This is a genomic window from Nocardia sp. 852002-20019_SCH5090214 (assembly GCF_001665865.1).
In the GTDB taxonomy this organism is placed as follows: Bacteria; Actinomycetota; Actinomycetes; order Mycobacteriales; family Mycobacteriaceae; genus Nocardia; species Nocardia nova.
Genome location: NZ_LZMK01000012.1, coordinates 50,586 through 64,747 on the forward strand (window position 1 = coordinate 50,586; position 14,162 = coordinate 64,747).

General features: G+C 68.5%; 12 protein-coding genes and 2 pseudogenes. 9 read left to right on the plus strand and 5 right to left on the minus strand.

Annotated elements, in window-relative coordinates; all coding sequences use genetic code 11:
* The first annotated feature begins 47 nt into the window (after positions 1–47).
* Together A5780_RS01235 and A5780_RS01240 are read left to right on the plus strand one after the other, a co-directional pair.
* Entirely contained in the window at positions 48–1,376 is a 1,329-nt protein-coding gene (locus A5780_RS01235; protein WP_064907503.1) for a phosphatase PAP2 family protein, read from the plus strand.
* Positions 1,373–2,671, plus strand: a complete 1,299-nt coding sequence (locus A5780_RS01240; protein ID WP_082857346.1) for a glycosyltransferase family 87 protein — start codon at positions 1,373–1,375, stop codon at positions 2,669–2,671. The genes A5780_RS01235 and A5780_RS01240 overlap by 4 nt, the downstream gene beginning before the upstream one ends.
* On the opposite strand, the gene A5780_RS01245 is transcribed toward A5780_RS01240, so the two are convergent.
* Both A5780_RS01245 and A5780_RS01250 read right to left on the minus strand, forming a co-directional pair.
* Positions 2,659–3,474 carry an Fpg/Nei family DNA glycosylase gene (locus tag A5780_RS01245; protein ID WP_064907504.1) on the minus strand — a complete coding sequence of 272 codons (816 nt, stop codon included), beginning with the start codon at positions 3,472–3,474 and terminating at the stop codon, positions 2,659–2,661. The two genes, A5780_RS01240 and A5780_RS01245, sit on opposite strands and share 13 nt — an antisense overlap.
* 78 nt (positions 3,475–3,552) lie before the next feature.
* Complete coding sequence (locus A5780_RS01250) at positions 3,553–4,023, minus strand: ribose-5-phosphate isomerase (RefSeq protein WP_062962784.1); 471 nt, start codon at positions 4,021–4,023, stop codon at positions 3,553–3,555.
* Between the two features lie 73 nt (positions 4,024–4,096).
* On the opposite strand from A5780_RS01250, the gene A5780_RS01255 reads away from it, so the two are divergent.
* On the plus strand, positions 4,097–5,164 hold the full coding sequence (locus tag A5780_RS01255; RefSeq protein WP_063017519.1) for a M48 family metallopeptidase: 1,068 nt from the start codon (positions 4,097–4,099) through the stop codon (positions 5,162–5,164).
* A gap of 46 nt (positions 5,165–5,210) precedes the next feature.
* Here the strand turns inward: A5780_RS01255 and A5780_RS01260 are convergent, their stop codons facing one another.
* Entirely contained in the window at positions 5,211–5,867 is a 657-nt protein-coding gene (locus tag A5780_RS01260) for a DsbA family protein (protein ID WP_030512703.1), read from the minus strand.
* A gap of 156 nt (positions 5,868–6,023) precedes the next feature.
* Here A5780_RS01260 and A5780_RS01265 point away from each other — a divergent pair, with 156 nt between their 5' ends.
* From A5780_RS01265 to A5780_RS01275, 3 genes are all read left to right on the plus strand, one after another.
* Positions 6,024–7,244: an NAD(P)/FAD-dependent oxidoreductase gene (locus A5780_RS01265; RefSeq protein ID WP_064907505.1), complete on the plus strand. Its 1,221-nt coding sequence runs from the start codon at positions 6,024–6,026 to the stop codon at positions 7,242–7,244.
* Between the two features lie 97 nt (positions 7,245–7,341).
* Positions 7,342–7,743, plus strand: a complete 402-nt coding sequence (locus tag A5780_RS01270) for a YciI family protein (RefSeq protein WP_030512701.1) — start codon at positions 7,342–7,344, stop codon at positions 7,741–7,743.
* 11 nt (positions 7,744–7,754) lie between these two features.
* The gene (locus A5780_RS01275; protein WP_082976222.1) at positions 7,755–9,041 is read left to right on the plus strand and encodes an RNA polymerase sigma factor; all 1,287 of its coding nucleotides are present in this window, start codon (positions 7,755–7,757) and stop codon (positions 9,039–9,041) included.
* Between the two features lie 69 nt (positions 9,042–9,110).
* Here A5780_RS01275 and A5780_RS01280 read toward each other — a convergent pair whose 3' ends face one another.
* Positions 9,111–9,935, minus strand: coding sequence for a phosphoribosylaminoimidazolesuccinocarboxamide synthase (locus A5780_RS01280; RefSeq protein ID WP_064907506.1), 825 nt, complete (start codon positions 9,933–9,935; stop codon positions 9,111–9,113).
* Between the two features lie 222 nt (positions 9,936–10,157).
* On the opposite strand from A5780_RS01280, the gene pepN reads away from it, so the two are divergent.
* The 3 genes and pseudogenes from pepN to A5780_RS01295 form a co-directional block, all read left to right on the plus strand.
* A complete protein-coding gene (pepN, locus tag A5780_RS01285; RefSeq protein WP_064907514.1) occupies positions 10,158–12,752 on the plus strand; it encodes an aminopeptidase N in 2,595 nt (864 codons plus the stop codon).
* A gap of 179 nt (positions 12,753–12,931) precedes the next feature.
* Positions 12,932–13,549, plus strand: coding sequence for a ClpP family protease (locus A5780_RS01290; RefSeq protein WP_063017515.1), 618 nt, complete (start codon positions 12,932–12,934; stop codon positions 13,547–13,549).
* Positions 13,550–13,559: 10 nt separating this feature from the next.
* A pseudogene (locus tag A5780_RS01295) lies at positions 13,560–13,871 on the plus strand (ClpP family protease); the annotation flags it as partial.
* Positions 13,872–13,907: 36 nt separating this feature from the next.
* Here the strand turns inward: A5780_RS01295 and A5780_RS38815 are convergent.
* Positions 13,908–14,150 (minus strand): annotated as a pseudogene (locus A5780_RS38815) (ClpP family protease); the annotation flags it as partial.
* Positions 14,151–14,162: the final 12 nt, after the last annotated feature.

Sequence of the window (14,162 nt, forward strand, 5' to 3'; positions counted from 1 at the left end):
GGTAACCGGAAGTTGCGCCTCCGTTTACGTTGTGTTATCGATCTTCAGTGTTGATCGACCACGAGGCGAGGGTAGTTCCCTCGTCGTCGTTATCCGGGGGTGGGAAAAAGCCCCGACTACGGGCCGCTGCCGCATTCGCCGCCGCTGTGGCCCTGCTCACCATCGCCCAGGTGTGGGCATCCGACCACGGCGCCCTCGGGCCCTTTCGTAGTCTCCTCGCCGATTACGCGGCCGATCCGCAGTCGGCGTTCGTCTCCTGGGCGGGGCTGGGCCTGGCCTGTGTCGGTGTGCCCGCGCGCATCCGGGTCGTCAGCCTCGCCTCGGCGGCGGTGCTGGACCTGCTGGTACTCGGCGTGCAGGCGCTGTGCGGCTGGCACCTTTCCATCGGAACCGGACCCACGCTCGTCTTGACCGCGCTGGCACTGACCGTCGCCCGGTGGCACGGCCGGCCACGGCGGATCGCCCTGCGCGCCATCGCCTTCGGCGTGTTGCTGATCATGGCCTCGAAGCTCGCCGATACCTGGCTGCTGGTGAGCATTTCCGCCGGTCCCCGCGTACTGGATCAGTACGTGCAGTATGCCGATCGGGCACTGGGAGATCCGGCGTGGGCGGTGGGCAGCATGCTCGACGCCGCGGGCCCGATTCCGTCGAATGTATTGCACGCGGTGTACATCCAATTGCCGGCGGCGGCCGTGGTGGTCGCGGTCTGGCAGCTGCGCCACGTGACGACGAAGCCGTGGCCGCGGCACAACCTGCTGCTCACATTCCTGGCACTGGGCATCGTCGGGCCGCTCGTCTATGTACTGTTTCCCGTGGTCGGCCCGGTCTTCGCCTACGGTCCACTGGGCCACGGCCTGCAGATCGGCGACTGGCCGCATACGGTGCCGACGATATCCGGCACCCCGGCGCCGATGCTCTTCGATTCCGGCACCGCTCGCAACTGCATGCCGTCGATGCACACCGCTTGGGCCACAGCGCTGTTCGTTCATTCCCGCTCTGGGCCGCGGTGGCTGCGCTGGGGCGGGGCGGTGTGGCTGGTGTGCACGCTGCTGGCGACGCTGGGCTTCGGCTACCACTACGGCTGCGATCTCGTGGCGGGGGCGGTCCTGTGCCTGACCGTGGAATCCGCACTGCGCGAACCCGAACGCGGCTGGGACGGCCACCGGATCCGGATGGTGACGCTCGGCGCCGGGGTTTTCGCGGGGCTGCTGCTGTCCTATCGTTTCCTCGCGGAGATCATGGCCGCCCACCCGCTGCCGTCCGGACTCGCCGTCCTGGCCGCGCTGGCCGCCGTGATCTCTCTCTTCTACACGACGTGGTTCGCCGCGCCCGAGCGCCGAACGGCGAACATCGAAAGGTCGGTCTCAGCTTCATGATCACGGTGCGGACGGAGCGGCGCCAGCTGCTCCGCCACCAGCATTCGGACGACACGAGATATTTCCCCCGCATTCCGATCGTGATCGGAATTCTGCTCTCGGTGTCGGCCGCCCTGCTCATCTCGGCGCTGCACGGTTTCCTCGATCTGCAGGTCTATCGGGTCGACACCCTGGCCTGGTTGCACCGCGGCGCACTGTACGGTCCGCCGCTCCCGGTGGCCGGCCATACCGATCTGCCGTTCACCTATCCCCCGTCGGCGGCGGTACTGATGGCGCCACTGGCCGTGATGCCGCTCTGGCTGGCGGAGATCGCGGTGACGGCCAGTTCGCTGGCCTGTCTGTCGGTGACCGTCTGGCTCGTGCTCTCCCGGATCCGGCCCGATCTCAGCCCCCGGTCGAAAGCAACCCTGACCACTCCCGTCGTCATCGCGATGGCGGCACTCGAACCGGTGCACACGACGCTGTGGTTCGGGCAGATCAACATCATCCTGATGGCCGCGGTGGCGCTGGACTGCCTGACCGTGAAACCCCGCTGGCCCCGAGGAGTGCTGATCGGCATCGCGGCCGTCACGAAACTGACTCCGGCGGCCTTCGTGCTGTATCTGCTGATCCGCCGGGACTGGAAGGCGGCGGGAACGGCGGTGGCGACCGCCGCGGGAGTGGTGCTCGCCGGATTCGTGCTGTTCCCGCGGACGTCCACGCAGTACTGGCTGCACGCGATCGTCGAAACCGGGCGCATCGGCGCGCCCTACTACGCCGGTAACCAGTCCCTCAAGGGCATGATCTATCGACTCGGCCTGCCCGAATCCGCGGCCGTGGCGGTTTGGCTCGGACTCGGGCTCGCCGTCGTCGCCGCCGGCGCGGTCGCGATGCACCTGCTCCTGCGCGCCGAGCGCACCGCCGACACCGGCCCGCTCGCATCCGGGAATGCCCCCGCGATCACGAAATTCTCGGTCGCGGCCCTGCTGCTGAATGCCGCAGTGCTGCTACTGGTTTCGCCGGTCTCGTGGACCCATCACTGGGTCTGGGTGGCGCCCGCACTGGTGACCGCCGCCCTGTGGTCCGCGAGCAGATCCGCGGTGGCGGTGGCCGGCGCGATCGCCGCCGTCACCGCCCCGTTCCTGATCGGACAGGTGCTGGTGCCGGGCGGCGGGGACCGGGAGCTCGACTGGAATTGGTGGCAGCACCTGCTGGGCAATACCTACGTCCTCGTCGCCGTCGCGCTGCTCGGACTCGCGCTCACGCGTCTGCTCCGGCGCCGCGCCCCGGCGATACCGGCTGCTCAGTCCGGCTGACAGGTGGGGCACCAGAACAGGTTTCGCCCCTCGAGCACGGCATGGGCGACGGTGGTTCCACAGATCCGGCAGGGCTCTCCGGCACGCCGATAGACGTAGGTGCGGGGTTTGCCGACCGCATAGGACGGCGCGCCGCGGTCGTGTTCGGGGCGCACCACCACGATGGCGCCCCGGCGCACGCCGACCTTCATCAGCGCGACCAGGTCCGCCCACAGCGCCTCCCACTCCCCGGCCGTGATCGCGCGGCCGGGGCGTTGCGGTGACATGCCGTGCCGGAAGAGCACTTCCGCGCGGTAGACATTGCCCACGCCCGCCACCACCGACTGATCCATCAGCAGCGCCGCGATCGACCGGTTCGAGCGGCGGATCCGCTGCGCCGCCCGATCGAGATCGGCATCGCGCCGCAGCGGATCCGGCCCGAGCCGGGCGGTGAGGACGTCGACTTCCGGTCCGTGCAGGACCTCGCACGCGGTCGGGCCGCGCAGATCGGTCCCGTACAGCGTGGTCGCCGACTTCCCGGCGCCGATCATCCGCATCCGCACCTGGCCGACCGGGTCGCTCAGGGGCGCGGGCGATTCGGTGAAGGTGCCGTAGAGACCGAGGTGCACATGGACCACCAGGCCCGAATCGTAATGGTGCAGAAGGTGTTTACCCCACGCCTCGGCCTTGGTCAGCGTGGCTCCGTCGACCAGGGCGGCACCGTCGGCGAAGCGCCCCTGCGGACTGGATACCCGCACGACACCGCCCGCGAAACGCTGCTGATGCAGCTTCGCCAGGCGATGCAGCGTATGCCCCTCAGGCATCGACCGAATTCCGTTCCACTCCCACCGGCCCGCGGCCGGACGGGCCGGACGGCGCCGCCCGGCCCGGTTCGGTACCTGCTAGCTCTGCACCGCCGGCGGCTGACCGGTCTTCTCGTATTCGGCGATGATGTCGATGCGCCGCTGATGCCGCGCCTCGTCCGACCACGGCGTCGCCAAGAACGCATCGATGATCGCGAAGGCCTCCTCGGTGCTGTGCATCCGGCCGCCGATGCCCATGAGCTGCGCATTGTTGTGCTCACGAGCCAGCTTCGCGGTCTCCACGCTCCAGGCCAGCGCACAACGCGCGCCCGGAACCTTGTTCGCGGCGATCTGCTCGCCGTTACCGCTGCCACCGAACACGATGCCGAGGCTGCCCGGGTCGGCGACGACGCGACGGGCGGCGTCGATGCAGAAGGCCGGGTAGTCGTCGACGGCGTCGTACTCGTGGGCTCCGCAGTCGACCACGTCGTGACCGGCCTGCGTCAGATGATCCTTCACTTGGTTCTTCAATTCGAAGCCGGCATGGTCGGCACCCAGGTATACGCGCATGGCTGAGATTCTGTCAGGTGGGTGGTTTCGCTCCACATGGGGTCGTTTCCCGATCCTCTATAGAGTTCAGCCCATGCAGTCCGAAGATCAGTGGGCCGATCAGTCACCACAGCAGGGGCGCGGACCGGGGTGGAATCCGGTGACCGGTATGGCGGGGTGGGATCCTCGGCTGGGACCGCCGGGATGGGGTCCGCAGCAAGCGTTTTCGCCGCCGCACATCCCTCCGTACCAACCGACGCGGGGACTGTCCCCGTGGGGTATGCCGGCCCGGCACAGCTGGGAGATCCCGCTGCTGATCGTCGTGATTCTGGCCACCGTCAGCGGATATCTGATCGCGCTGCTGTTCCTGCTCGTCGGTGCGGTGAACTATTACGTCCTGCTGCTGATCCTCGCGCCGCTGCTGCTGTGGTTCGGCCGCGGCACCAATTATTCGATGCAGCGGCTCAATGCCGTGAAGATGTCGCCCACCCAGTTCCCGGAGGGATACCGGATGGTGGTCGAGGCGGCCGCGCGCTTCGGCATGGCGACCGTCCCGGATGCCTACGTGGTGCTGGGCAACGGGCAGATCAACGCCTTCGCCTCGGGACACGGATTCCGACGCTACGTGGTCGTCTACAGCGATCTGTTCGAGGTCGGCGGTCAGGCTCGCGACCCCGACGCGCTGGCCTTCATCATCGGCCACGAGGTCGGACATATCGCGGCCGGCCATGTGTCGTACTGGCGCCAGCTGGGCATGTTCCTCGTGCCGTTCCTGCCGATCATCGGCAACTCGCTGATTCGCGCGCAGGAGTACACCGCCGACAATCACGGTTTCTGCAACCGTCATCTCGGCGCTCCGGGCGCGATGAAAACCCTTGCGGGCGGCAAATACCTGAACTCGCTGGTCGATTTCGACGAGATGGCCGACCGCGCGCCACAGGACAAGGGGTTCTTCGTCTGGATGGTCAACGCCATGTCCTCGCATCCGGTGCTGACCTGGCGGATGTGGGCGCTGCGCGACCGCAGCCGGCACGGGCGGATGTTCCTGCGGCCGAGCGGTCCGCCGGCGGCCCCGCCGCCGCCGATGCCACCGGCCGGACCGCCCGTCCAGATGGGCAGCTACCCCGGATACGGCGAAGTTCCGGGGCTGCCGCCGCGGTAGCCGTGCGCCCGGCACGGGGCGCGCGTCGCCCCGTGCCGTCGATGCACTAGTCGAACTGCGGGTCCTCGGTCCGGGTCCGCTTGAGCTCGAAGAAGTGCGGGTAGGACGCCAGGGCGACCGCCCCGTCCCACACCTTCCCCGCCTCCTCGCCGCGCGGGATCCGCGACAGCACCGGGCCGAAGAACGCGGTGTTGTTGATGTGGATGGTCGGCGTGCCGACATCCGGCCCGACCTTGTCCATGCCGGCGTGGTGGCTCTTGCGCAGCGCCTCGTCGTAGTCGGTGCTCGTGGCGGCCTCGGCCAGTTCGGCGGGCAGCCCCACCTCGGCGAGAGCGTCGGCGACGACCGCGGCCAGGGTGTCGGCCTGGTTCTCGCGCTCGTACTCCTCCCGGCGATTGTGGATGCGGGTGCCCATCGCGGTGTACAGCGGTGAGAGCACCTTCTCACCGTGCTGTTCGGCCGCGGCGATGGCCACCCGGACCGGCCCCCACGCCGATTTCATCATCTCGACGTAGCGCTCGGGGAGGTCCTCACGGCCCTCGTTGAGCACGGCCAGGCTCATGACGTGGAAGTGCGTGTCGATATCGCGGACCTTCCCGACCTCCAGAATCCAGCGCGAGGTGATCCAGCACCACGGGCACAGCGGATCGAACCAGAAATCGACGCGGTCCCTGGAACCGGCGGTGGTCGTCTGATCGCTCACATTTCGTCCCTTCGAAGAAGCAGTGGGGAGGCCGCACGCCACCCGCCCTCAGCATTGGTCAACGCCGCGAAGTTGGCGATATTTCCCGATCGCCGCGGGATCGCACAGTAGGGTCGGATGCGACCCTGGTTGCCCGCTGCCCGGAGGTTTTCCCCAATGCCCACAGATTCCAGGTTCGTCATCGTCGGTGGCGGTCTGGCCGCCGCGAAGCTGGCGGAGTCGTTGCGCGACAACGATTTCGACGGCGCCATCACGTTGATCGGCGAGGAGGCGCAGCTACCCTACGAGCGGCCGCCACTGTCGAAGGAACATCTGCTCGGCAAGAAATCGCTCGCCGATTTCACCGTGCACACCGAGCAGTGGTATCGCGATCACGAGGTCGAACTGCTGCTCGGCACCACCGTGACGGCCATCGACCGCTCGTCGAAAACGGTTGCGCTGCCGGACGGTTCGACCCGGCCCTACGACAAACTCGCCCTCGCCACGGGCTCGCGCTCGCGTCGATTGCCGATCCCCGGCGCCGATGCCGAGGGCGTGCACATGTTGCGCACGATCGGGCAGTCCGATGCGCTGATCTCACTGTTCGGCTCGGCTCGGCGGCTGGTCGTCGTCGGCGCGGGCTGGATCGGCCTGGAGGTCACCGCGGCCGCGCGCACCGCAGGTCTCGAGGTGACCGTCCTGGAGGTCGGCGCGGTCCCGCTGCAGGGCGCGCTCGGCGAGGAGATGGGCGCGGTCTTCGGCGAGTTGCACCGCGCGCACGGCGTCGACCTGCGCTGTGGCGTGAAGGCCGCCGAGATCGTGACCGCCGACGGGAAGGCCACCGGCGTCCGGCTCGACGACGACACGGTCGTGGACGCCGATGCGGTGCTGATCGCGGTCGGCGCCCGGCCGAATATCGAACTGGCCGCCGACGCGGGTCTCGCGGTCGAGGGCGGCGTGCTGGTGGACGAGAGCCTGGCCAGCAGCGATCCCGATATCGTCGCGGTGGGCGATATCGCCGACCAGCAGCATCCGGTGCTCGGGCAGCGAGTGCGGGTCGAACACTGGGCCACCGCCCTCAATCAACCGGCCGTGGCGGCGCTGACGATGCTCGACCGGCCCGCGACCTACGATCGGCTGCCGTACTTCTTCACCGACCAGTACGACCTCGGCATGGAGTACACCGGTTTCGTCGCGCCGGGCGCGACCACGTCCGTGGTGGTGCGCGGCGACACCGCGAGCCGCGAATTCGTCGCCTTCTGGCTGGACCAGGGCAATCGCGTGCTGGCGGGGATGAACGTCAACGTCTGGGACGTCACCGATCGGATCAAGGAACTGATCCTCGGCGGCGACCCGGTGAATCCGGACGCGCTGGCCGACACGAGCACCACATTGTGACCACAGTCACAGCCGAGGTAGGTCGAGGAGTCGCGGCCGGCTCCGACCCGATCGTGAGCGCGCCGCGGTGGCGCGCCGGCGAGCCGAGGAGATCATCGTGAAGTACATGCTGCTCAAGACCTACCGCCCCGCCGCGCACTGCGATACTCCGATCGGCGAATGGCCGCCCGAGGACATCGCGGCCCATATCGAATTCCAGCGCGCGCTCGGTGCGGCACTGCGCGAATCGGGCGAGCTGGTCGACGCCCAGGGCCTGGCGTTTCCGGATCAGGCCCGCATCGTCAGCGCCGACGGACGGTCCGCGCCGGTGGTCACCGACGGTCCGTTCCCGGAGACCAAGGAATTCCTGGCGGGCTACTGGATCGTCGATGTGGACAGCGCCGATCGGGCGTTGGAGATCGCCGCGCAGGCATCGGCCGCACCGGGCCCGGGCGGCACACCCATCGGTGAATACATCGAGGTGCGCGCGGTGATGGACGCCCCGGCGACCGAGGCCTGAGCCGCCGAGCCATGCCCGGATCACAGGTACCGGCCGTCCCTGTCGGGCAGCCGTCGGAACGCGATGCGCGGCGCGGCGAGTCCGCACAGGAGGTCGCGCTGCTCCTGCGTGAGGTCGCACCGGTCGTGCTGGGAATTCTGGTGCGCCGATACGGCGATTTCGATGCGGCCGAGGACGCGGTGCAGGAAGCGATGCTCGCCGCGGTCACCCAGTGGCCGGACAAGGGCTACCCGGACAATCCGCGGGCATGGCTGCTCCAGGTCGCGCAGCGGCGATTGATCGACTCGGTGCGCGCGGAGATCGCACGCCGCACTCGCGAGACGACGGTCGCCCTGCGGGACGTGCCACCCGCGGAGACCGATCCGGCCGCCGATGACACATTGACGTTGCTGCTGCTGTGCTGCCACCCGGCATTGTCGCCCGCCAGTGCGATCGCGGTGACGCTGCGCGCGGTGGGCGGTCTCACCACCGAGGAGATCGCCCGGGCCTTCCTGCTGCCGGAAACCACCATGGCCCAGCGTATTTCACGCGCCAAGAAGCGGCTCGCCGCACTGCCGCGCCCGTTCGCCGAGTCCGCTGGGGCCCCGGAAGAATGGGGGCCGCGGCTCGGGCCGGTCCTGTATGTGCTGTACGTGATGTTCACCGAGGGGCATACCGCGACCGGCGGCTCCCGGTTGTACCGCACCGATCTCGCGGCGGAGGCTATCCGCCTGGCCCGCAAGGTCCACCGGCTGCTCCCGGACGATCCGGAGGTCACGGGGCTGCTCGCGCTGATGCTGCTCACCGACGCCCGCCGCGCGGCACGCCTGGGCCCCAGCGGTGAATTGATTCCGCTGGCCGAACAGGACCGCACCCGCTGGGACCGCGAACGTGCCCGGGAGGGAATGCGGCTGGCGACGACGGCGGTCGAGGCGGGATTGGGCGGTCCGTATCGTGTCCAGGCCGCGATCGCCGCACTGCATACCCGGGCGCCGAGCGCCGAGGAGACCGACTGGGAGCGAATTCTGCTGCTGTACAACGTCTTCGAACGGCTGTCGGACAATCCGATGGTGAGCCTGAACCGCGCCGTGGCGGTGGCCATGGTGAACGGGCCCGCCGCCGGACTGGAATCGGCGAACGCGCTGGCGGAGCGCCTGCGAGGCAGCCATCGACTCGAGGCGGTACGGGGACATCTGCACGAGATGGCGGGTGACCGCGCGGCGGCGATCGAGTCCTATACGGCAGCGGCTCACCTGACCACGAGTACGCCCGAGCGCGACTACCTCATGCTGCGAGCGGCCGAGCTGCGCGCATCGTAGCCGGCGGACGCTCGCCGATCATCGAACCCGATGCGACGCAACCGGTTCCGGATGCGAAGCTGACCGAGCTCACGACCAGGTGTTGCCGGTGATGCGCTGGTAGGCATCCATGTACTTCTCGCGGGTCACGGCCACGACATCGGCGGGAATCTCCGGGCCGGGCGGCTCCTTGTCCCAGCCGGTGGAGGTCGCCCAGTCGCGGACGAACTGTTTGTCGAACGAGCGCTGCGCCCGGCCGGGCTCCCATTCGTCGGCCGGCCAGAACCGCGACGAATCGGAGGTCAGGACCTCGTCACCGAGAGTGAGAACATCACCGTCCCAGCCGAATTCGACCTTGGTGTCGGCGATGATCACCCCGCGCCCCGCGGCGTGCTCGGCGCCGCGGGTGTAGATCTGCAAGGTCAGGTCGCGGAGTTTCTCGGCGACCTCGCGACCCTCCTGATTCACCACATCGTCGAAGGTGATCGGCTCGTCGTGTCCCGCGGACGCCTTGGTGGTGGGGGTGAAGATCGGCTCGGGAAGTTTGTCGCCCTCCCGCAGCCCGCCGGGCAGCGCCACCCCGGAGACCGCGCCGGTGCGGCGGTACTCCTGCAGGCCGGAGCCGACCAGGTAGCCGCGGGCGATGCACTCCACCTGAACCATCTTCAGCGGTCGCACGCGCACCGCCCGCCCGGCGAATTCGGCGGGCACGTCGGTGGTCGAGAGCACGTGGTTGGGCACATCGGCGAAGTAGTCGAACCACCAGTTCGACAATTGGGTGAGCAGCGCGCCCTTGTCCGGAATCGGCGTCGGCAGCACCACGTCGTAGACCGAGACCCGATCGGAGGCGACCAGAATCAGCGATTCCCCGTCCTCGTAGAGATCGCGCACCTTACCGGCGTGGATGTGCTTCACCGGCCCTCCTCGCTTCGCTGTCCGCCGCACACGAACGCCCAGCCTACCGAGCGCCCCGGCGGGCCCGGACGCTCGGTGGCGTGGCGCGCGGCGTTTCGTCACGCACGGGGTGCGGATACACGGTCGGCCCAGCCGTGCGGTCACGAACGTGGCATTCTGGGCACCGTCAGCGACTGCATCCGCAGCGTGGTTCACACGACCGGTCCGAGCGAAGGAGTCTCCTTGTCTGCACCGAACCTCACCCGCGACCAAGCCATCGCGCGGGCCGCGACGATCAGTGTGGAGAACTATCGCGTCGAACTCGACCTCACCGGGCAACCGACCGGTCCCGCGGCCACCGCCGGCGAGACGTTCTTCTCGCGCTCCACCGTCACGTTCACCGCCGCCCCGGGCGCGCAGACCTTCATCGACATCGTTGCCGCGGGTGTGCGTTCGGCCGTACTCAACGGCACCGAACTCGACGTTTCCGGCTACGACGAGTCCGAAGGCCTCACCCTCACCGATCTGGCCGAGAACAACGTCCTGGTGGTCGAGGCAGACTGCGTGTACTCGCACACGGGTGAGGGCCTGCACCGCTTCGTCGATCCGACCGACGACAAGGTCTATCTGTACTCGCAGTTCGAAACCGCCGACGCCAAGCGGATGTTCGCCTGCTTCGACCAGCCCGACCTCAAGGCGACCTACGACATGACGGTCACCGCGCCCGCCGACTGGGAGGTGATCTCCAACGGCGCCGCGACCGCCACCCGCACCGTCGGCGAGGTGGTCGAGCACACCTTCGCCACGACGCCGCGGATGAGCACCTATCTGGTCGCGCTGATCGCCGGGCCGTACGCCAAGTGGATCGATGTGTACACCGACGATCAGTCCACGATCCCGCTCGGCATCTACTGCCGCGCCTCGCTCGCCGAATTCATGGACGCGGAACGGCTTTTCACCGAAACCAAGCAGGGCTTCGCGTTCTACCACCGCAATTTCGGTGTCCCCTACGTGTTCGGGAAATACGATCAGCTGTTCGTTCCCGAGTTCAACGCCGGCGCGATGGAGAACGCCGGTGCGGTGACGTTCCTCGAGGACTACGTGTTCCGGTCCAAGGTCACCCGGGCCTCCTACGAGCGTCGCGCCGAGACCGTGCTGCACGAGATGGCGCATATGTGGTTCGGCGATCTCGTCACCATGAAGTGGTGGGACGATCTGTGGCTGAACGAGTCGTTCGCCACGTTCGCCTCGGTGCTGTGCCAGGCCGAGGCCACCGAATACACCGGCGCCTGGACGACTTTCGCCAATGTGGAGAAGTCGTGGGCGTACCGGCAGGATCAGCTGCCCTCCACCCATCCCATCGCCGCCGACATTCCGGACCTGGCGGCCGTGGAGGTCAACTTCGACGGCATCACCTACGCCAAGGGCGCCTCGGTACTCAAGCAGCTGGTGGCCTACGTGGGGCTGGAGCCGTTCCTGGCCGGGCTGCGGGACTACTTCGCCGCACACGCCTTCGGCAACGCCACCTTCGACGATCTGGTCGGCGCGCTCGAAAAGTCCTCCGGGCGTGATCTTTCCGGCTGGGGCGCGCAGTGGCTCAAGACCACCGGCCTCAACACGCTGCGTCCCGACTTCGAGGTCGACGCCGACGGGAAATTCACCCGATTCGCGGTCGTGCAGGGCGGTGCCGAACCCGGCGCCGGCGAACACCGCCTGCATCGCCTCGCCATCGGCGTCTACGACGACCGCGACGGAAAGCTGGTGCGTACCAAGCGGGTCGAACTCGATCTCGACGCCGCCGAGCGCACCGAGGTCGCCGAGCTGGTCGGCGTCGAGCGCGGTCAGCTGGTGCTGGTGAACGACGACGACCTGACCTACTGTTCGCTTCGCCTGGATCCACAATCGCTCGACACCGTGGTCGCGCGCATCGCCGATATCGCCGAATCCCTGCCGCGCACGCTGTGCTGGTCGGCGGCATGGGAGATGACGCGGCAGGCGGAGATGCGGGCACGGGATTTCGTGGCGCTGGTGCAACGCGGGATCGGCGCCGAAACCGAAATCGGTGTGGTGCAACGGCTTCTGATGCAGGCACAGACCGCCCTGGCGAGCTACGCCGACCCGGAGTGGGCCGATCAGACCGGATGGCCGGCCTTCGCCGACCGGCTCCTGGAACTGGCTCGTGCGGCCGAACCGGGTTCGGACCATCAGCTGGCCTTCGTCAACGCCCTCACCGCCGCGCGCCTGTCGCCGTGGCACAGCGAAGTGCTGGGCACGCTGCTGCTGGACTCCGATCCCGCCGCGGTCGAACTGCCCGGGCTCGCGGTGGACACCGATCTGCGCTGGCGGATCGTGCAGGCGCTCGCGGCGGCCGGTCAGCTCGATGCCGAGAGCACCGACACCCCGGTCATCGACGCCGAACTCGAGCGTGATCCCACCGCCGCGGGCCGGCGCCAAGCGGCCGCGGCCGCCACCGCCCGGCCGCAGGCCGAGGTCAAGGAGAAGGCGTGGCGGACGGTGATGGACGACGACTCCGTCCCGAACATCACCGCCCGCGCCATCGTCGGCGGCTTCGCTCCCATCGGCCAGGGCGAACTGCTCGCGCCCTATGTGCAGCGCTACTTCGACGAGATCGCCTCGGTGTGGGAACGCCGCTCCAGCGAGGTCGCGCAGACCGTCGTGGTCGGCCTCTACCCGCACTGGGCCATCAGCGAGGAAGCCGTGGCCGTGGCCGACAAATTCCTCGCCGATGAGCGGCCGCCGGCCCTGCGCCGCTTGGTGATCGAGGGCAAGGCGGGAATCGAACGCTCGCTGCGCGCCCGCGCCGCCGACATCGCCTGAGTCCGGTTGCCCGTGGTGGTGCGGTCGCCACCACGGGCCCGGAATCGGGGCGTGCCGGCTCGGCTCGAGATCTGAGGGATGCGCAGCCTCGGCCGCGCATCGACTGCCGCTGCTGTGGGCAGATCTGCTGACAGCAGCATGACGGGCGCGTGCCGGGTCCGCTGCGGCACCGTGGGCGTATGGCTCACGACGACAACAAGATTCCATTGTTCAGTTGGCGGTCGCGCGAGCAGCTGCTCAGCCGCCGCATCCTCGTCCTCGACGGCGGGCTCGACGACGACAACGGCACGCTGCTCACGACCCAGATGCTCACCCTCGCGGCCGAAGACCCCGACGCCGACATCTCACTGTGGATTCACTCGCCGGGCGGGTCGGTGCCGTCGATGCTCGCGATTCGCGACGTGATGCGACTGGTGCCGTGCCGGGTGTCGACGCTGGCGCTCGGATTGGCCTGCAGCGCAGGACAATTCCTGCTCTCGGCCGGAACTCGCGGCCGCCGCTACGCACTGCCGCACGCCCGCATCCTCATGCATCAGGGGTCGGCGGGCATCGGCGGCAGCGCGGGCGAGGTGGAGGTGCAGGCCGACGATCTGCGCCACACCGTGAACACCGTGCTCGGACTGATCGCCGAGGACACCGGGCAACCGTTCGACCGCATCTACGAGGATTCACTGCACGACCGCTGGTTCACCGCGACCGAGGCCCGGGAGTACGGCTTCATCGACCACATCGTCGACTCCTTCGACCAGGTCATCCCGCAACGCCAGCGCATCGGAATCTCGGCCGGGAACGCATAGGGGGCACGACATGACCAGCTACACCATTCCCAATGTCATCGCGCAGCATCCGCGCGGCGAGCGGATCATGGACGTCTACTCGCACCTGCTCACCGAGCGCATCGTCTACCTCGGCACGCCGATCGATTCCGGGGTGGCGAATGCGCTGATCGCGCAGATGCTGCATCTGGATGCCGAGAGCGCCGGCCAGGAGATCAACCTCTACATCAACTGCGAGGGCGGCGATCTGTCGGCGATGCTGGCGATCTACGACACCATGCAGCACATTTCGTCTCCGGTGGCGACCACGTGTGTCGGCCAGGCCATCGCGGTCGGTGTCGTGTCGTAGCGTCGCGACGTCCTGGCCCGTGTGGCGGGACAGGATCGTCTCGATTTCGGCGCGCATCCGGACGAGTTCGTCGGCCTGGATGATGAGATCGGGGATCGCTCCCTGTCCGCGGGTCGCCGGCTGATGCAGGACGGCGCGCGCATGCGGCAGCATCGCCCGCCGGCCCGCCGCGCCGCCGGCCAGCAGCACCGCGCCGACCGCGATGGCCTGGCCGACACACGTGGTCGCCACCGGAGACGAAATGTGCTGCATGGTGTCGTAGATCGCCAGCATCGCCGACAGATG

Excerpts from the sequence above, each read along its gene's own strand:
- A5780_RS01240 (WP_082857346.1), top strand. The coding sequence starts at position 1,373 with ATGATCACGGTGCGGACGGAGCGGCGCCAGCTGCTCCGCCACCAGCAT.
- A5780_RS01245 (WP_064907504.1), bottom strand. The coding sequence starts at position 3,474 with ATGCCTGAGGGGCATACGCTGCATCGCCTGGCGAAGCTGCATCAGCAG.
- A5780_RS01250 (WP_062962784.1), bottom strand. The coding sequence starts at position 4,023 with ATGCGCGTATACCTGGGTGCCGACCATGCCGGCTTCGAATTGAAGAAC.
- A5780_RS01255 (WP_063017519.1), top strand. The coding sequence starts at position 4,097 with ATGCAGTCCGAAGATCAGTGGGCCGATCAGTCACCACAGCAGGGGCGC.
- A5780_RS01265 (WP_064907505.1), top strand. The coding sequence starts at position 6,024 with ATGCCCACAGATTCCAGGTTCGTCATCGTCGGTGGCGGTCTGGCCGCC.
- A5780_RS01275 (WP_082976222.1), top strand. The coding sequence starts at position 7,755 with ATGCCCGGATCACAGGTACCGGCCGTCCCTGTCGGGCAGCCGTCGGAA.
- A5780_RS01290 (WP_063017515.1), top strand. The coding sequence starts at position 12,932 with ATGGCTCACGACGACAACAAGATTCCATTGTTCAGTTGGCGGTCGCGC.